The sequence below is a fragment of the Pantoea sp. SGAir0184 genome (assembly GCF_043544755.1).
The window spans coordinates 3,758,283-3,776,621 of record NZ_CP028050.1; the positions used below are offsets into that span (position 1 = coordinate 3,758,283).

The 18,339-nt window shown below is 59.6% G+C and carries 11 protein-coding genes; 5 read left to right on the forward strand and 6 right to left on the reverse strand.

Translation table 11 applies throughout. The features are described 5' to 3' along the window. Nucleotides 1-53: 53 nt before the first annotated feature. Nucleotides 54-953, reverse strand: a complete 900-nt coding sequence (locus C1N60_RS17865) for a LysR family transcriptional regulator (protein WP_132465791.1) — start codon at nt 951-953, stop codon at nt 54-56. A 113-nt stretch (nt 954-1,066) separates the two neighbouring features. On the opposite strand from C1N60_RS17865, the gene C1N60_RS17870 reads away from it, so the two are divergent. The 4 genes from C1N60_RS17870 (at nt 1,067) to C1N60_RS17885 (ending at nt 7,156) form a co-directional block, all read left to right on the forward strand. Then, complete coding sequence (locus tag C1N60_RS17870) at nt 1,067-2,380, forward strand: amidohydrolase (protein ID WP_058780868.1); 1,314 nt, start codon at nt 1,067-1,069, stop codon at nt 2,378-2,380. Then, complete coding sequence (locus C1N60_RS17875) at nt 2,377-3,822, forward strand: M20 family metallopeptidase (RefSeq protein WP_136545831.1); 1,446 nt, start codon at nt 2,377-2,379, stop codon at nt 3,820-3,822. Before C1N60_RS17870 ends, C1N60_RS17875 begins: the two co-directional genes overlap by 4 nt. Nucleotides 3,823-4,039: 217 nt before the next feature. Then, the gene (gene abgT, locus C1N60_RS17880) at nt 4,040-5,560 is read left to right on the forward strand and encodes a p-aminobenzoyl-glutamate transporter (RefSeq protein WP_262256501.1); all 1,521 of its coding nucleotides are present in this window, start codon (nt 4,040-4,042) and stop codon (nt 5,558-5,560) included. A 186-nt stretch (nt 5,561-5,746) separates the two neighbouring features. Then, nucleotides 5,747-7,156, forward strand: coding sequence for an MFS transporter (locus C1N60_RS17885; RefSeq protein ID WP_058759274.1), 1,410 nt, complete (start codon nt 5,747-5,749; stop codon nt 7,154-7,156). Nucleotides 7,157-7,294: 138 nt separating this feature from the next. Here the strand turns inward: C1N60_RS17885 and C1N60_RS17890 are convergent, their stop codons facing one another. The 4 genes from C1N60_RS17890 to C1N60_RS17905 all read right to left on the reverse strand — a co-directional run bounded on the left by C1N60_RS17890 (nt 7,295) and on the right by C1N60_RS17905 (nt 14,850). Further along, complete coding sequence (locus C1N60_RS17890) at nt 7,295-10,798, reverse strand: Ig-like domain-containing protein (protein ID WP_394521158.1); 3,504 nt, start codon at nt 10,796-10,798, stop codon at nt 7,295-7,297. A 196-nt stretch (nt 10,799-10,994) separates the two neighbouring features. Then, on the reverse strand, nt 10,995-12,314 hold the full coding sequence (locus C1N60_RS17895; RefSeq protein ID WP_394521159.1) for a c-type cytochrome: 1,320 nt from the start codon (nt 12,312-12,314) through the stop codon (nt 10,995-10,997). A gap of 11 nt (nt 12,315-12,325) precedes the next feature. Further along, nucleotides 12,326-14,110: a GMC family oxidoreductase gene (locus C1N60_RS17900; protein WP_021507807.1), complete on the reverse strand. Its 1,785-nt coding sequence runs from the start codon at nt 14,108-14,110 to the stop codon at nt 12,326-12,328. Between the two features lie 2 nt (nt 14,111-14,112). Next, nucleotides 14,113-14,850, reverse strand: coding sequence for a gluconate 2-dehydrogenase subunit 3 family protein (locus C1N60_RS17905; RefSeq protein ID WP_058780874.1), 738 nt, complete (start codon nt 14,848-14,850; stop codon nt 14,113-14,115). Nucleotides 14,851-15,144: 294 nt separating this feature from the next. Between C1N60_RS17905 and sbmA the strand changes: the two genes are divergently transcribed. Then, on the forward strand, nt 15,145-16,380 hold the full coding sequence (gene sbmA, locus C1N60_RS17910) for a peptide antibiotic transporter SbmA (RefSeq protein ID WP_021507809.1): 1,236 nt from the start codon (nt 15,145-15,147) through the stop codon (nt 16,378-16,380). A 283-nt stretch (nt 16,381-16,663) separates the two neighbouring features. Here the strand turns inward: sbmA and C1N60_RS17915 are convergent, their stop codons facing one another. After that, entirely contained in the window at nt 16,664-18,304 is a 1,641-nt protein-coding gene (locus C1N60_RS17915; protein WP_264441726.1) for a dihydroxyacetone kinase subunit DhaK, read from the reverse strand. Nucleotides 18,305-18,339: the final 35 nt, after the last annotated feature.

The window sequence follows — 18,339 nt, forward strand, 5'->3', positions numbered from 1 at the left end:
TGCGTAAACGCGTGTCGTACACCTAAAGTGTAGACGATGCAGTTTTTCGCCCGTCACGGCTGGCAGTAGCGGCGGAACAGCTGCGCCATGTAAGCGCTCATCGGCGTCAGCGCGGTGTCTTTACGCTGAATTAGATAAAAGGTGGCTTTCGGCAGCGGATCGTCGAGATCCAGCGCGATCAGCTGCCCGCCGTGCGTAGGGTCTTCAATCACGTCGCGCGAAATGATGCTGACAAAATCACTCTTCGCCACCAGGCTGGTGCAGGCCATAAAGGTCTCGCAGGTCACCGCGATTTTGGGTGCCATGCCGCGCTCACCGAACAGGTCATGCAGCAGTCGGTAATAACTGCCCTGCGGCGTCGGCATGGTCCAGTCGCAATGTTGCAACTCGGCCAGCGAGCGCGCATGCGCCATCGGATGCCCTTTACGCATCACCACCTGATACTCGCGCTGCATCAGCCGCTCGAAAATCAGCTCCTGATCGAAGTGATGCCGGTCGTAGGTATTGATGGTGAAATCCAGCGCGCCCTGACGCAGTTCATGCACCATCGACACCAGCTGGCCCTCAACGATACGCACTTTCACCAGTGGATACTCACGATGAAACTGGGTTATCACCTGCGGCATCACGGTACGCGCAATGCTGCCGCCCACCCCAATATTCACTTTGCCACCGGCCAGACCGAGCCGCTGCTGGATATCCTCCTGCGCCACACGCAGTTCCTCCAGCACCAGACAGGCATGACGAAAAAAGGTTTCACCGACATCGGTCAGCATCACGCCCTGCTGACGACGCTCGAACAGGCGCGCGCCCAGCACCAGCTCCAGTTCCTGAATCGCTTTGGTTAACGCCGGCTGTGACAGGCCCGACAGCCGGCTGGCGGCGCGAATACTGCCCTGGCGCGCCACGTCAACAAAGGCGCGCAGCTGATGAAGTTTGAGATTGGCCGCCATGATCAGGTGATAACCGTTGTCTATCGGTCACAAGATATTCGCATCTTATGCGCCTTAATACCATTGTGTAGATTCGGTTGAATGCATAAAAAACCAACACTAAGGAACAGCCGATGAACACCCTTTCCGACCTCGTCAACGCGCGGATACCGCAGATGCAGACATGGCGCCGCGACCTGCACCAGTATGCTGAATCCGGCTGGCTGGAGTTCCGCACCGCCACGCTGGTGGCGGAAGAGCTGCATCGTCTTGGTTATCAGCTGCAGCTGGGCCGTGAGGTGATTGATGCCGATGCGCGCATGGGTCTGCCGTCTGCTGAAGTGCTGGCGCAGCAGGAAGCGCGGGCGCTGCAGCAGGGCGCATTGCCACAATGGCTGCCCCACTTCTCCGGCGGTTTCTGCGGCGTGGTGGCAACGCTGGACACCGGACGTCCCGGTCCGGTGATGGGCTTTCGTGTTGATATGGACGCGCTCGACCAGACGGAAAGCGCCGCCGCCGATCACCTGCCGACGCGCGAAGGCTTCGCCTCGTGCAATCCCGGCATGATGCACGCCTGCGGCCACGACGGTCACACCACCATAGGTCTGGCGCTGGCGGGCGTGCTGATGGCGATGAAGCACCAGCTGAGCGGTCGCATAAAACTCATTTTTCAGCCGGCCGAAGAAGGCGTACGCGGTGCCAAAGCCATGGTGGCCGCGGGCGTACTTGATGATGTCGATCTGTTCACCGCCATTCACCTTGGAACCGGCGTGCCGCCGGGCGAGATCGTCTGCGGCAGCGACAGCTTTCTCGCCACGACCAAGCTGGACGTGCGTTTTACCGGGGTCGGCGCGCATGCCGGTGGCAAACCGGAAGAGGGACGCAACGCGCTGCTGGCGGCGGCGCAGGCCACGCTGGCGCTGCACACTCTGCCGCAGCACAGCGGCGGCGTGGCGCGCGTTAACGTTGGTGTCTTACAGGCCGGCAGCGGACGCAACGTAGTGCCGGATGTTGCGCTGATGAAGGTGGAAACGCGCGGCGCGAGTAATCAGGTCAACGACGATATCTATCAACAGGCGCTGCGCGTGATTGCCGGTGCCGCGGCGATGTACGGCGTTGAGCACGAGGTCACGCTGATGGGCGGTGCACGCAGCTGCACGCCGAGCCCGGCGTGGGTCAGTTTTATCCATCAGCAGGCCGAGGCGACCGGCCTGTTCAGTTCGGTGATAGACAGCAAACAGCAGGCGGCCGGTTCCGAAGATGCTACCTACATGATGGAGCGCGTGCAGCAGCGCGGCGGCCAGGCGTCTTACGTCATCTTCGGCTGCGAGCTGGCGGCGGGCCATCACAATGCGCGGTTCGACTTTGATGAAGCGGTGATGGCTACTGCCGTGCAGATGCTGGCTACGCTGGCGCTTAATCAGACGCAATTCGGCGGTGCCCGATGAGCGCACACGACTTCATCGATCGTTACATCGACCAGCACCAGGCGCGTTTCAGTGCCCTCAGCGATGCCATCTGGGACGTGCCGGAAACCCGTTTCGAAGAGACGCAATCGTCTGCGCTGCTGGCCGATGCGCTGGCGCAGGAGGGGTTTGAGGTCGAGCGCGGCGTCGGCGGTCTCGACACCGCGTTTATCGCCTCAATCGGCCACGGCCAGCCGGTGATCGCCATCCTCGGCGAGTTTGATGCGTTGGCCGGCCTGAGCCAGCAGGCGGGCTGCGCCACGCCTGAGCCGCTGGTGGAAAACGGCAACGGTCACGGCTGCGGCCACAACCTGCTCGGTACCGCCGGCCTGGCCGCCGCTTTCGCCATCAAAGCCTGGTGGGCAGAACAGGGCGGACGCGGCACGCTGCGCTTTTACGGCTGCCCTGGCGAGGAGGGCGGCTCGGGTAAAACCTTTATGGTGCGCGAGGGGCTGTTTGATGATGTCGATGCTGCCGTGACCTGGCACCCGGAAGGCTTCAGCGGCATGTTCAACCTCAGCACCCTCGCCAATATTCAGGCGGCGTTTCACTTCAAAGGCGTAGCAGCGCATGCCGCTAACTCGCCGCATCTCGGGCGCAGCGCGCTGGATGCGGTGACGCTGATGAACACCGGCGCGAATTTTCTGCGCGAGCACATCGTGCAGGAGGCGCGCCTGCACTATGCGGTCACCCAAACCGGCGGCGTATCGCCCAACGTGGTGCAGGCCGATGCCGAAGTGCTGTACCTGATTCGCGCGCCGCAGCTCGACCAGGCCCAGGATATCTACCAGCGTGTGATCAACATCGCCAAAGGCGCGGCGCTGATGACCGATACGCAGATGACGGTACGTTTTGATAAAGCCTGCTCCAACTATGTGCCCAACCGCGCGCTGGAAGCGGTGATGGAACGTAATTTGCACCATTTTGGTCTGCCGCACTACAGCGCGCAGGAACAGGCATTTGCGGCAGAGATCCGCGCCACGCTGAGCAAAGACGATCTGCGTAACGCGCGACTGAATGCGGCGCGCACCGGCGGCGAAGCGGGTATCGCCTGGGCTGAGGCGCTGGGGGATAAAGTGCTGATGGATGAGGTAGCGCCGTATGCGGTCACGCGCGAGTTGCTGTACGGCTCAACCGACGTTGGGGATGTGAGCTGGGTAACGCCGACGGCGCAGTGTTTTGCCCCCTGTTTTGCCTTCGGCACGCCGCTGCACACCTGGCAGCTGGTGGCGCAGGGCCGCACGCCGATTGCCCACAAAGGGATGTGCCTTGCCGCCAAAGTGCTGGCCGCCACCGCGCTGACGCTGTTGCACGATGATGCCGCGCTGGCGCGTTGTCGTGAAGAGTTTGACCGCGTGCGCCGTGAGCAGCCGTACGTGTGCCCGATTCCGGCCGGCGTGCAGCCATCGACATTAGCATCCTGAGTTCAGCAACGCATTACGCCAGGTGCGCATAAATGCGCACCCTACGGGACGTATTGCGACCGATCTGCAACGCAGTAACCGGGTGCGTGACCGGTGGTCACCGCTCCTTACCGTGTAGGGTCGCCATTTATGGCGACCTGGTACCAACGCATCACCATTAAAAAAATATAAGCATTACGCAAACATAACTGACAAGACGACTCATGAGGATCTACCGATGGAAGTGATGACCGAAAATCGCAGCCCCGGCAAGCTGTTCAGCTGGATTGAGCGGGTCGGCAACAAAGTGCCGAACCCGTTCTTACTGTTTGTCTACCTGATCGTGGTGCTAATGATCGCCACCGCGCTTCTCAGCAGCCTTGATGTGGCCGTTAAAAATCCGGCCAATGGCGAACTGGTGCGGGTCAATAACCTGCTCAGCGTGGCGGGCATTCAATGGATCCTGCCCAACATCATCAAAAACTTCAGCGGCTTCACCCCACTGGGCTCCATTCTGGCGCTGGTGATCGGGGCCGGGCTGGCGGAAAAAGTCGGGCTGCTGCAGTCGCTGATGGTGAAAATGGCGTCGCGCGTCAGCCGTCGCTACGCCAGCTATATGGTGCTGTTTATCGCGTTCTTCAGCCATATCTCTTCCGACGCCGCACTGGTGGTGATGCCGCCGCTCGGCGCGCTGATCTTCCTTGCCGTCGGGCGTCATCCGGTGGCGGGCCTGCTGGCGGCGATAGCCGGCGTCGCGTCGGGTTTTACCGCAAATCTGCTGATCGTCACCACCGACGTACTGCTCTCCGGCATCAGTACAGAGGCCGCGAAAGCGGTCAGCGACACGGTCCATGTCAGCGTGATCGATAACTGGTTCTTCATGGCCAGCTCGGTCATCGTGCTGACCGTGGCTGGCGCGCTACTGACCGATAAATTTGTCGAACCGCGCCTGCCCGTCTGGAACAGCGGCCACCACGATCGCCTGCCACCGCTGACGGCGCAGGAGAATCGCGGCCTGAAGGCGGCCGGTCTCGCCGCGCTGGTGTTCATCGGTGTGATGGCGCTGCTGGTGGTGCCGGAGCATGCGCCGCTGCGCAACCCGAAAACCGGCGGCATCATCCCTTCGCCGTTTATTCAGGGCATCGTGCCGATCATCATCCTGTTCTTCTTTGTGGTGGCGATTGCCTATGGCGCGGTGACGCAGCAGATTCGCCGCGCTGACGACATCCCCCGACTGCTGGTGGATCCGATGAAGAGCATGGCCGGCTTTATCGTCATGGTGTTTCCGCTGTCGCAGTTCGTGGCGTTCTTCAACTGGAGCAACATGGGCAAGTTTATGGCCATCGGCCTGACCGATATGCTGGAGAGCGCCGGCATCAGCGGTGCGCCGGCCTTTCTCGGCCTGATGTTCCTCTCGGCGTTTCTGTGCATGTTTATCGCCAGCGGCTCGGCGATCTGGTCGATCCTTGCGCCGGTATTTGTGCCGATGTTTATGCTGCTCGGCTTTCACCCGGCGTTTGCCCAGATGATTTTCCGCATCGCCGATTCCGCCGTGCTGCCGCTGGCGCCGATGTCGCCGTTTCTGCCGCTGTTCCTCGGTTTCCTGCAGCGCTATCAAAAAGACGCGCAGCTCGGCACCTACTACGTGCTGATCTTCCCGTATCCGCTGGTGTTCTTTGTGACGTGGATCGTGCTGCTGCTGGTGTGGTATCTGCTGGGCCTGCCCATCGGTCCGGGCGTTTATCCGCATCTGCCCTGACCTGGCGCCATGGACGGCGTACTGCTTTCTGTGAACTGCAACGCACGTTGCCAAAATGTCACCGCTGCGCCTCTCGGCAACCCCGGACGAATTGATTATTCTGCTATTTCTTCGCTTGCTAACGGTTAATGATTTCTTACAAACCACCACCGGGCGGATCCTGCAAACACCGAGGTAACAATCATAATGACAACCACCTATTCGACAGGGGTGGCGACCGATCGCATCGCGACCGAACGCCAGACGCTGGCCGGGCGCATCGACGCTCTGCCCTCTTCCGCCGGGCTGTGGCGCTTTATTACGCTGCTGGCGCTCGGCGGCTTCTTCGAGCTGTACGATCTGTTTGAAACCGGCTACATCAGCGCCGGGCTGGTCGCCGCAGGCGTGTTCCACACCGGCGCCGCGGGCGTGTTTGGTATCGCCGATCAGGCGGCGTTCGCCTCGGCGACCTTTCTCGGCCTGTTTGTCGGTGCCAGCCTGCTGACGCCCTATGCCGACCGCTTCGGCCGTCGCCTGACCTTTATGTGCGCGCTGGCGTGGTACGGTGCGTTCTCACTGCTGATGGCGTTCCAGCACAGCGCGGAGATGATTATTCTGTGCCGCTTCCTGGTCGGAATCGGTCTGGGCGTCGAGCTGGTGACCATCGATACCTATCTGTCGGAGTGGGTGCCGGCCCATCTGCGCAGCCGCGCGTTTGCCTTCTCTTTTTTCATTCAGTTCCTGTCGGTGCCGACGGTAGCGCTGATGTCATGGTGGCTGGTACCGCAAACCCTGCTTGGCCTCGAAGGCTGGCGCTGGGTCGTGATCGCCGGTGCGCTGTGCTCGCTGGTGATCTGGTTTATCCGTAAAAATCTGCCGGAGTCGGCGCGCTGGCTGGCGCAGCAGGGGCGGCATCAGGACGCGCACCGGGTGCTGAGCGAGATGGAAAAACGCTGTGGCATTGCGCCGGGAGACGATTTCTCTCAGCGCGATGCGGCGGCACAGCTGCCGAAAAAAGGGCGCTTTAGCGAAATCTGGGCACCGGCTTATCGCCAGCGTACGCTGATGCTGGTGGTGATGAACTTCTTCCAGGCGATTGGCTTCTTCGGCTTCGGTAACTGGCTGCCGGCGCTGCTGTCCGGCAAGGGGGCCACCGTCACCCACAGCCTGCTGTACGCCTTTTTCATCACGCTGGCCTATCCGCTCGGCTCGCTGATCTGCAGCCGCTACGCCGACCGGCTGGAAAACAAATGGCAGATCGTTTTTTCATCGCTGATGACGGTGGTGTTCGGCACGCTGTTCGCGCTGACCAGCAATCCTCTGCTGATGGTGGTGTGCGGTTTCCTGATCACCTACAGCAACGCCTGGCTGACCTTCAGCTATCACGCCTATCAGACCGAGATCTTCCCGACGCACATTCGTGCGCGCGCCGTTGGCTTCTGCTATTCGTTCAGCCGGCTGTCGACCGCTTTCAGCAGTATTCTGATTGGCCTGATTCTGCAGTATGCCGGCAGTCAGGGCGTGATCGTGTTTATCGTGCTGAGTATGCTGATGGTGATGCTGTCGGTCGGGATTTACGGGCCGAAGACGCGGGGGCTGGATCTGGAGAACATTTAAACCGGATGGGCGCAAGGTGGGCGGCGGCCGGTTCAGCCCGGCAATGCGCACCCTTTGGAGCGGCACGATTAATCGCGCGATAAATCGCGCCGCTACGTCCTGGTGCAAACCTTTGGGGGCGTTTCCGCCCCGCCAGATTTACACCAGTTCGGTTTTCACACCTTCCTGGATCAGCACGTCGGCATCGACGCCGCTGTGGCTGTAAACCTGATACTTCACGCCAGCCACCGTGGTGCTGCCCTGCTGTTTCACCCAATCGCCCACGTCACCGCCGTCGCCGAGGATGTCATCCAGCTTCACCACGTCCTGCGCATCGCCTTTGATCAGCAGCTGGGTTTTGCCGTCTTTCACGAACAGATCCTGACTTCCAACCTGCAGGATATCGTCAACCGTTACGCTCAGGACGTTTTTGCCGTGACCCGTCATATCGATGGTGCTGCCCTGCTTGCCCTGCGCCAGCACATCGCTCAGGGAAACGGCGAATTCATCGCCCAGGGTGATGACGGCAGGAACATCAAAGGCGGTGATACCGACATGATCATCATGCATGCCCCATTCAACGTCACTGATGCGCACGCCGCCCGGATTGTTCACCGAATCCACTTCAGCCGGATTGACGCGCACCACGGCTGAACCGATCAGCTTACCGGCCGGGGCGTGGTACTCGACAATGTCGCTTCGCAGGGTGCCAGGATGCGCCTTCAGCTCATAGCTGTGCAGCAATTTACCTTGCGTGTCATAGAAATCGATGTAATTGCCTTTGCTGTGCACATAATCCGATTTCAGCACCACTTTCTCCGCCACGCCGTCGAAATCCAGCTTCATCTGGCCGCCACGGCCAACAATGATTTCGCCATGCTTCAGCGTTTTTTGCTCGCCGCCGATATTCGGTCCTTTAATCAGCGTCATTTTCAGACTGTCGTCGATGGTATAACTGACCCCGGTTTTAAAATCGATATAGCGCGGATGACCGTTAGCGTCTTTCACCAGATCAGGTTGTCCACGAACCCGGCTGATTTCTTTAACCCCGATGTTATCGATAGCGAAATCGTTGCCGTTACCGTTATTAACCTCATTGGTTACCGCCACGCGAACCACTTCTGTTTTGCTGGCGGTATACAGTCCGCTGAAATGATTCCAGGCAGCATCCAGCCCCATGTTGGGAATCACTTTCTGTCCATTAACGTCCAGACCGATTTTCGGTTTCAGGCTACCGCCAGGAATACGGTAGCCATCAAAATCGAACTGGTAGGTTTTACCCGCTTCGACCTGAATATAGCGATAAACCACTTCTCCTTTGAATCCGTTGGTGTTTGAACCGTTGGTCATGGAACCCAACTCATAAGAGGAATTGCCTGCGCTCCAGCGCTTAACCCCGATGTTGTCATTTTTGTGATACAGACCGCTGGCGATCCAGCCCTGCTGGGTACCGTCGTTGAAATTCCACACTAGCCCCTTGTGATCGACCTTCGGCGGATCGACATTGATCTCCAGCAGAAAGGTTGGCGCATTCACATCACGAATGGCGCTATCACTGACCTGAAATTGCGTCAGTCCTTTCCACGGCGAGCGATCGTAAGACTGGTAGCTCCAGTTACCCGTAGCATCCGCTGTGACCGAGTCCATTAATACCCAGTGGCCCTCAATATGGCAGCCGAAAATGTACACCACCTTATTGGGTGCAGACGTGCCTTTCAGGGTTGGCGTCATATCATCGGTGATATCACCGCTTTTCAGCTGGCCCTGCTTTGGTCCGCTGTCATCCCACGCAGAAATAATCTCTGTCTTGCCGGAGATTATCGTCAGGTCGAAAACATCGGCGGCGGCGTCACGCACCGGGCTGTCTGACACCTGGAACTCATATTTGCCAAAGCCGCCGCGTAACGCGCGCACTTCGCTTTGCCAGTGACCATGAGCATCCGCAACGGCGCTGCCGAGCGTCACCCATACTCCGTTCACGTGGCGGGCATAGATATAAACCACGCTGTTTGCTGCAGCATGGCCTTTCAGCGTTGGCGTCAGGTCATCAGTGACATCGCCCTGATGCAGCACGCCGGTCTGCGCGCCAAAATTATCCCAGGCAGAAACGATACCGGGTTTTTCCGGCACCATGTTGAGACTGAACACCTCGGCGCTGGTGTCGCGATCGGGGGTTTTGGCAGCCTGAAACTCATAAGTGCCGTATCCCCCGCGCAGCGCGCGCACTTCCGTTATCCAGTTGCCCCAGGCATCGGCCTTAACACTGCCTAATACCACCCAGTGGCCATCAATATGCCGCGCATGGATATACACCATGCTGTTGGCTTCGGCTTTGCCCTGCAGCGTCGGCGCCATGTCATCGGTGGTGGCGCCGTTGATTAATTTGCCCTGCTCGGGCCCGACATTATCGTGCGCCGCGTTGATGGTGGGCTTCAGGCGGGTGCCGTTGTCTGACACATACAGGTCGAACAGCGGCGCAGCGGGATCGCGCGTCGGGCTGTTACTGGCCTGGAAGTGATACGGGCCGGCACCGCCATCCAGTCGGGCGATTTCCACCTGCCAGTGGCCAAAGGCATCCGCCTGGGTGCTGCCTTTCAGCCACCAGCTGCCGTTTTCGCGTGTGGCATACACGTAGACGATACTGTTGGCTTCCGCCGTGCCTTTGAGCGTGGGGGTGAAGTCATCGGTCAGCGCGCCGTTTTCCAGTTTGCCCTGTGCCGTGCCAAAATTATCCAGCGCATACTCAATCTTCACCGGCGCGGTGGGCACCACCGTATAGGTAAACGGCTCGCTCGCATCGCTCAACTCACCACGGTTATTTTGCGCGCGGGTAGTAATGGTGTTTTCACCGTAGCCCAGCAGATCAACGTTGCTCTCCCAGCGCCACTGCCCGTCAATCACCGGTGCCACGCCGACGCGTACCCCGTTGACGAAGATGATGACGTTTTCTGCGTCCAGCGGCGCGTTGCCGCTCAGGCGCGGGCTGCGATCGTCGCTTTCGCTACCGGCTTTGATCACACCGGTGTTCACCCCTTCATTATCATAGACTTCCAGCAGCTGCGGCTTATCGATGCGCGGCGAATTGACGTAAAGCGTATAGACCGGGGAATCAAAACTGACCTGGCCGAATTTATCGGTGGCGGTGACGTACAGGCGCTGTTCACCGTCACTCAGTTCCGGCGTAATGGTCCACTGACCGTTTTTCGCCGCCTGCACACTGCTAACCAGCACGCCGTTGCTGTACAGGCGGACAATGCTGTCCGGCTCGGCATAACCGGAAATGGCTGGCGTTTTATCATCGGTGAAGCCTTTGTTGCCAACCGGGCCCTGCACCGGTCCGAAATCATCCAGTACGCGCATAATCGCCGGCATATCGGGCGGGCTGAGATCGACTTCCAGCCGCGTCTGGAACGGAATCCCGGCGTTGCCGGCCCGGTCGAAAAAGCGGATGGTGAGATTGTGGCTCCCCTCTTCCAGCCGCAGCGGCAACTGATACTCCCAGCTGCCGTCCGCGTTTACCTGCGTAGTAAACAGCTGGCCGTTAATGGCAAATTCGATATAGCTGACGCTCTTATCTTCAACCACCCCTTTCCAGTACTGATAAGGTGAATTGACGTAGTTCTCCTGCCCCGGTTTGGTCGGGTCGTAATAGCCTACAGACATATGGTCATCCTTTTCGCCAGAGTTAATATCGTTAAAGTAACGCTTAATAAGCGGCAGGGATTTTTAAACGTGGGGGAGAAATCTCTTACAAGAAACGTCTGAAAGGAAAATCTAAGATAATGAATTTTAGTGGGATTTTTCGCACCCTTCAGGCCGTGAACCGCGCCATGACCTGAAGGGAATGCTTAAGACAGGCTTACTGCTTTTCCAGCACCCGGATATCCGCGCTGCCCTGTTTTAGCTGCACGCTGTCATCCTGGCGCAGTTTCGCCACCTGTTTCGCCGTGACTTTGGTCTGCACGCCGTTGCCCCAGCTGCTGCGGATAAAGTTCACCACATCAGCCACCTGGCTGTCGTTCAGACGCCAGCCAAACGCCGGCATAGTGATCGCGGTCGGTGCGCCTTTCACGCCCGGCAGCGTGCCGCCTACCAGTACGATGTGAATCAGCGACGTCGGATCCTCTGCCATCACCACCGGATTACCGCGCAGTGCCGGATAGAAGCGTTGATAGCCGCTGCCGTCGGTTTTATGACACGCCGCACAGCTGTCGACATACACGCCGGCACCCGGCTGGCTGTCGTCACCTTTCCACAGCGCCCGGGCCACTGCGTCATCCTCACGGAACACCGCCTGAGACGGATCTTTCGCGCCGAGCGATTTCAGGTAACGGGCAATCGCGCTGATATCCGCATCGCTGAGATACTGCAGGCTGTGCTGCACTACCTCGGTCATGCCACCAAACGCCGCCGTGTGATCGTTACGGCCATAGCGCAGGAACTGCTGCAGATCCGCTTCGCTCCAGCGCCCCAGGCCATCGCGGTTGTCACCGCGCAGGTTGCTGGCGGTCCAGCCGTCAATCGGCGCGCTGCTACCGGCAAGATAATCATTGCCCTGACCGTTATTCAGCGCTTTCTCCTGCATGGTGAAGCTGCGCGGCGTGTGGCAGGCACCGCAGTGGCCCAGCCCTTCCACCAGATAGCGACCGCGTGCCAGCGCCGGATCTTCCTGCGCGGCCGGCTGGAACGCCTTCACATCTGGCGCAAACAGGCCGCGCCAGATCGCCAGCGGCCAGCGCATCGACAGCGGCCACGGAATGTCGCTCTCTTTGTTAGCCTGCGCCACCGGTGCCACGCCGTGCATGAAGTAGGCATACAGCGCCTTCATGTCGTCATCGCTGACCACCGCATAGGACGGATACGGCATCGCCGGATAGAGCGTGTCGCCGTTTTTCGCCACGCCATGACGCACCGCTTTCTGGAAGTCGTCATAGCTGTAGTCACCAATGCCGGTTGCCTTATCCGGCGTGATATTGGTGGAGTAGATGGTGCCAATCGGCGTCGCCATCGGCAGGCCGCCGGCAAACGGTTTACCGCCTGCGGTGCTGTGGCAGGCGACGCAGTCACCGGCGCGCGCCAGATACTCACCGCGCTGCACCAGCGCATCGGCGGCGGTGTCCTCCGCCAGCGCGGCGAACGACAGGGTGCCCAGCAACAGGGCTGTTAAACTTTTGATCATCGCCATGTTCCTTATGCCTGTACCAGCGGGCCGGGGTTCTTCAGATACTGTTCACGAATCGCTTTGGCGGACCAGTAGCTCAGCGCCGCCACCATGCCGGTGGGGTTGTAGCCCAGTCCCTGCGGGAAGGCAGAAGCGCCGGCGACAAATACGTTCGGCACATCCCAGCTTTGCAGATAGCGGTTCACCGCGCTGGTTTTAGGATCTTCGCCCATGATGGCACCGCCGCTCATGTGCGTGGTCTGGTACACGGTGGTATCGAAATGGGCACCCGGCCCTTTCGCGCCGCCAATGATCATCTTCGGATTCATCGCTTCGGTGATTTTGCGCATCTTGCCGATCATGAACTGCGCCATTTTGATGTCGTTGTCCTGCCAGTCAAAAGTCATACGCAGCAGCGGCTGGCCGTAAGCATCTTTGTAGTTGGGATCGAGATCGAGGTAGTTAGCGCGATACGACTGGTGCGCGCCGTGCGCATCCATCGACACGTGATGGTTATAGGTATCCGCCACCGCCGCTTTCCACTGGCTGCCCCAGTTCGGCGTGCCTGTTGGCGTCGGCAGGCCGGAGATCGGCTTGGTGCCCGCCTGGTTGACCCAGAACGGTGAACCGCCGACAAAGCCGTACGGACCATGGTCAAAGTTATCGGCGTTGTAATCATCCACCGCCACACCCGCGCCACCGGCACCGATGAACGGATTGGTGGTGGTGTTTTTATCAAACAGCGCCTTCAGCGTGGAGATGTTCTGGTAGGCAAAGTTACGGCCGACCACACCCTCGTTGCTGATAGGGTTGTACGGCTTGCCAATGCCGGATAGCAGCATCAGGTGCACGTTGTGGAACTGGAAGGCGGAGAGGATCACCAGATCCGCCGGCTGCTCCACTTCACGTCCCTGACCGTCCAGATAGGTGACGCCGGTCGCGCGTTTTTTATCGTCGGTCAGGTTGACGCGCAGCACATACGCGTTGTTGCGCAGCTCAAACTTCGGCTCCTGGCGCAGCGCGGGCAGAATGTTAACGTTCGGCGACGCTTTGGAGTACATATAGCAGGCGTAGCCGCTACAGTAGCCGCAGAAGTTGCACGGCCCCATCTGCGCGCCGTAAGTATTGGTGTAAGGACCGGAGGTGTTGGCCGATGGCATATCGTAAGGGTGATAGCCCACCGATTCCGCCGCCTGGGCAAACAGCTGTGCCGACCAGGTGCGCTTCTGCGCGGGCAGCGGGAAGTCGCTGGAGCGATCCGGCGCATACGGGTTGCCGCCTTTCTCTTTGCCCACCACTTTGCCCTTGATTGACCAGGCGCTGCCGGAGGTGCCGAACACTTTTTCCGCCTGATCGAAGAACGGTTCCAGCTCGTCATAGCTGACGCCGAAATCCTGAATGGTCATGCCTTCCGGGATAAAGTTTTTGCCGTAACGCTGCTCGTAGTGACTGCGCAGGTTCAGCTCGACCGGGTCGACGCGGAAGTGCACTCCCGACCAGTGCAGGCCGGCGCCGCCGGTGCCGGTGCCCGGCAGGAATGCCGCCAGCTGACGATACGGTACGGCGGTTTGTGAGGCATCGTGACGGATAGTTACGGTGCTTTTTGACAGATCCTGGAACAGCTTTTTGCGGATGTTATAAGTCAGTTCATCAATCGACTGTGGATAGGATCCATCCGGATAGGTATCGCGATGCGGCCCGCGCTCCAGCGCCACCACATGCAGACCGGCCTCGGTCAGCTCTTTCGCCATGATCGCCCCGGCCCAGCCAAAACCGACGATCGCCACATCCACTTTTTTTAACGCATTTGCCACGGTTACGCCCTCTCGCCGCGAATATCAACTGACGGGAACGGATAACGTTCGCCGCGCTCTACCCAATCCATAAAGTCGGCGCGTGCGCCAGGGAAGCCGATCAGCTTCCAGCCCACCATGCCCTGATTGCCGCCGTGGATCGGATCGCTGAAGTAGCCCTCGCGGGTGTTTTGCAACAGAAAGGCGAAGAAGGTTTTGGCCGGCACCTGCGGGAATTGCGCGCTGCCGTTTTCGAAGGCGCTCAGCAGCGCGTCCTGCTGCGTGGGCGTCAGCTCAGCAAATACCTTGCCGTGCTGCTGTTTGCTCCAGCCATCGGCATCGGCCAGGCCGAGACGGTAGATTTGCTGCGGCACCAGCGGCAGCTGATAGCCGAGCTCTTTCGGCAGATCCGGATTGAACGGTCCCTGCATATACCAGTTGCTGCCGGTGGCATACGGCGTATTCATCTGGCGATCGATAAACTCCGGTACGCCAGCTTCCAGCGCGCCAGGACCGCGTTCATCGTTGGGGATCAGGCGCGCCACGGCGGCTTTGATGAAGGCAAACTCTTCGGCGGTAAACCACACCGGCTGATACTCGCGCGCCTGCTGCGGCGCAGCTGCCGACGACGCTGCCGCACCGGCGGCCATTGGCGCGACCAGTGCACCCATCGCCGTACTGCCTACCGCCATTGCCGGCGCCAGGGTGATGGTTCTCAGCAGGAAATCCCGGCGAGTGTGACCCTTTTTTTCTTCTGACATGACATTGCCTCATTACCGCATATAATGCGGCATGAAAGTTAAGTAGTTGCGTTGTAATGATTTTTATTGGCGTTTTAAGGGATACAGCAAGACTGTTACCGGTAACAGTTGGCGTAGTGTAACACCATCGCCGTTAATAATTTAGTTTCCCGAAACAAATGAGCACAAAAAACTTAACAACTAACTCTGCCGCTTTACATAAATGCGGCGATGCTGTCATCGTCGGATACAACAGACAACAGACAGATAAATGCCGGAAGCGGTATAAAGAGTACACACAACAGCGGAGTGCCTATGTTTAAGTCCTATTTTCCGCGGCCGGCGCTGTTTTTCAGCTCGGCCGCGATTTGGAGCCTGATTGCCATTTTTGCCTGGTTTGGCTTTTTCAATGATTTTCCGGCGCGCTTTCCCGCTTTGCAGGCGGCGATGCAGCAGCCGCTGCCGACCAACGCCAGCCGCTTTATCCACGCCAGCCAGCTGTGGTTTTATGCCTACTACTGGATCATGGGCGGCGCCTTTGCGCTGGTGTGGCGCATCATCGACAACCATCCGTGGCAGCGCTGGTCGGTATGGGGATCGTTACTGATTATCTTTGTCACCTGGTTTGGCGTGCAGGTTGGCGTCGGCGTTAACGCCTGGTATGGCCCGTTTTACGACATGATTCAGCAGGCGCTGACCAAAGCTGGCTCGGTGAGCATCAATCAGTTCTATGTGCAGGTACTGGCGTTTCTCGGCATTGCGCTGATCGCGGTAGTGATCGGCGTGATGAACTCGTTTTTCGTCAGCCACTGGGTGTTCCGCTGGCGTACCGCGATGAACAACTACTACATGCATAACTGGCAGCGCCTGCGTCTGGTAGAAGGTGCCGCACAGCGTGTGCAGGAAGACACCATGCGCTTCGCCAGTACGCTGCAGGACTGGGGCATCAGCTTTATTCAGGCCATCATGACGCTGGTGGCGTTTCTGCCGGTGCTGGTGACGCTATCGCATCACGTGAAAGAAGTGCCGATCCTCGGCAATATCCCTTATGCGCTGGTGATCGCCGCGCTGCTGTGGTCGCTGTTTGGTACCGCGCTGCTGGCGCTGGTGGGGATTAAACTGCCGGGGCTGGAGTTCCGCAATCAGCGCGTGGAAGCCGCGTACCGTAAAGAGCTGGTGTACGGCGAGGACGATCCGCAGCGCGCCGCGCCGCCTACGGTGCAGGAGCTGTTCAGCCGCGTGCGTCACAACTATTTCCGCCTCTATTTCCACTACCTCTATTTCAACATCACGCGCATTCTCTATCTGCAGGTGGACAATGTGTTCGGGCTGTTCGTGCTGTTCCCCTCGATTGTTGCGGGCACCATCACGCTGGGGCTGCTTAACCAGATCACCAACGTGTTCGACCAGGTGCGCTCCTCCTTCCAGTATCTGATCACCTCGTGGTCCACGCTGATTACGCTGATGTCGATCTACAAACGTCTGCGCAGCTTCGAGCAGATTCTGCAGGATATTCCGCACGACGAGATGCTGCGCGAAGCCTCGGAGTAAGCGGAAAAAGCTCGGCGGCAGGAGCGCGCGCTGTACTTCGACATCGCTCCGGACAGTCCCCTCTCCCGCCAGCGGGAGAGGGTTAGGGTGAGGGCCGGGTGCAGAACCGCGCTGTACTCCGACATCGCTCCGGACAGTCCCCTCTCCCGCCCGCGGGAGAGGGTTAGGGTGAGGACCGGGTGCAGAACCGCGCTGTACTCCGGCATCACTCCGGACAGTCCCCTCTCCCGCCTGCGGGAGAGGGTTAGGGTGAGGGCGAACCCCGCACCCATCCGCCCCATTTTCAGCCCGCCAGCACCGCAAACACCTTCTCAATCGCGTACGCGCCCGGATCCTTCACGCCATCCAGACTCTGCTGATTCAGATAAGCCGAACGGCCCGCCTTCGCGCTCTGCATCTGCGCCGTCGCATCGGCACCCTGTTGCGCAGCGGCCGCCGCATCCGCCAGCGATTCACCCGCCGCTAACGCTTCCAGTGCCGGCTGCAGCGCATCCACCAGCGTGCGATGTCCCGGCTGCGCGCCGCCGTAGTGCTTCATCCGCTCCAGTCCATGCATCAGCGCCTGCGGCAGCGTGCTGCCCTCTTCCAGCTGCTGTCCGGCCGAAGTAAACAGAATCGACATCAGCACTCCGCTCGATCCGCCCATCACCGTCGCCAGCTGTTCGCCCACCAGCGCCAGCAGCGTAGGCAGCTCATCCAGCGGCAACTGCTGTTCACGCAGGCCGCGCTGGATTTTCTTCGCGCCGGCGGCAAAGGTCGAGCCGGTATCGCCATCGCCGACTTTGGCGTCCAGCGCATTCAGCTCGCTCTCCAGATCGATCAGCGTCTGCGTCACGCGCTCAACCACCTGCGCCACTTCAGCGTTATCAGAAGGATCGAAATCCAGCACGCTGCCGATGCGTTCAGCGCGCTGCAGGCTGATGGGCGCAAAGTCGTACATCGGCGTCCAGCCCAGCACCTGCACCGGCGCATGCAGCGCCTCGAAAAACGCCTCTTCCAGCGCCAGCAGCGTCAGCGAAAACCCTTTCATATCCAGCGCGCTGACCAGCGTTGCCGGGCCAATTAAATGGGTGATGCGCGCCGCCAGCGGCGACTGCAGTACCTCGCGCGTGAGCAGCGCCAGCTCCAGCTGGGAAAAGCCGCCGAGATTGTTGATCATCAACAGCGCCTGTTTGCCGTCGGGCAGCGCCTGCGCCAGCTGATCGGTCATGATGCTGGTAATTTTGCGGCTGTTTTGCGTATCCAGCGTGATCACGCCCGGCTCACCGTGAATGCCCATCCCCAGCTCGCTATGACCGGCTGCCACGCGATCGTCGCGCTTTTCACCCGGAATGTGACAGGTGGCAAACGCCAGGCCGATGGAGGACGTGGCGTCGATGGTGCGCTGCGCCAGCGCTTTAACCTCGTCGAGCGATTGGCCGTGCTCCGCAGCGTAGCCGGCGATTTTGTGCACCAGCACGGTGCCGGCAATGCCGCGCGGCTGCGGATTTTCCGGCAGCGCGATATCGTCCTGCACCATCACCAGCTCCACCTTGTAACCAAGATTTTTCGCCTTTTCCGCTGCGAGGCCAAAGTTGAGGCGGTCACCGGTGTAGTTCTTCACAATCAGCAGACAGCCCGCCTCACCGGTGACGTTAACGATGGCGTTCAGCACCGCATCAACGCTCGGCGAGGCGAAGATATCGCCGCACACCGCAGCGGTCAGCATCCCTTTGCCGACAAAGCCCGCGTGCGCCGGTTCGTGGCCGGAGCCACCGCCGGAAATCAGTGCGACTTTGCTTTTATCCCAGTCCGAACGCACCACCACGCGAATCTCATCGCCCAGATCGAGACGGGTCAGGTTGTGCCACGGTGTGCTGAGTAACACGCCTTCGATCGCTTCGTTCACCAGATCGTTTTTTTCATGCATAAAAAACTGGCTCATTGCACTCTCCCCTTAGGTGTTGTCGTCCTAAAGGT

Excerpts from the sequence above, each read along its gene's own strand:
- C1N60_RS17865 (WP_132465791.1), bottom strand. The coding sequence starts at position 953 with ATGGCGGCCAATCTCAAACTTCATCAGCTGCGCGCCTTTGTTGACGTG.
- C1N60_RS17905 (WP_058780874.1), bottom strand. The coding sequence starts at position 14,850 with ATGTCAGAAGAAAAAAAGGGTCACACTCGCCGGGATTTCCTGCTGAGA.
- C1N60_RS17895 (WP_394521159.1), bottom strand. The coding sequence starts at position 12,314 with ATGATCAAAAGTTTAACAGCCCTGTTGCTGGGCACCCTGTCGTTCGCC.
- sbmA (WP_021507809.1), top strand. The coding sequence starts at position 15,145 with ATGTTTAAGTCCTATTTTCCGCGGCCGGCGCTGTTTTTCAGCTCGGCC.
- abgT (WP_262256501.1), top strand. The coding sequence starts at position 4,040 with ATGGAAGTGATGACCGAAAATCGCAGCCCCGGCAAGCTGTTCAGCTGG.
- C1N60_RS17870 (WP_058780868.1), top strand. The coding sequence starts at position 1,067 with ATGAACACCCTTTCCGACCTCGTCAACGCGCGGATACCGCAGATGCAG.
- C1N60_RS17915 (WP_264441726.1), bottom strand. The coding sequence starts at position 18,304 with ATGAGCCAGTTTTTTATGCATGAAAAAAACGATCTGGTGAACGAAGCG.
- C1N60_RS17875 (WP_136545831.1), top strand. The coding sequence starts at position 2,377 with ATGAGCGCACACGACTTCATCGATCGTTACATCGACCAGCACCAGGCG.
- C1N60_RS17890 (WP_394521158.1), bottom strand. The coding sequence starts at position 10,798 with ATGTCTGTAGGCTATTACGACCCGACCAAACCGGGGCAGGAGAACTAC.
- C1N60_RS17885 (WP_058759274.1), top strand. The coding sequence starts at position 5,747 with ATGACAACCACCTATTCGACAGGGGTGGCGACCGATCGCATCGCGACC.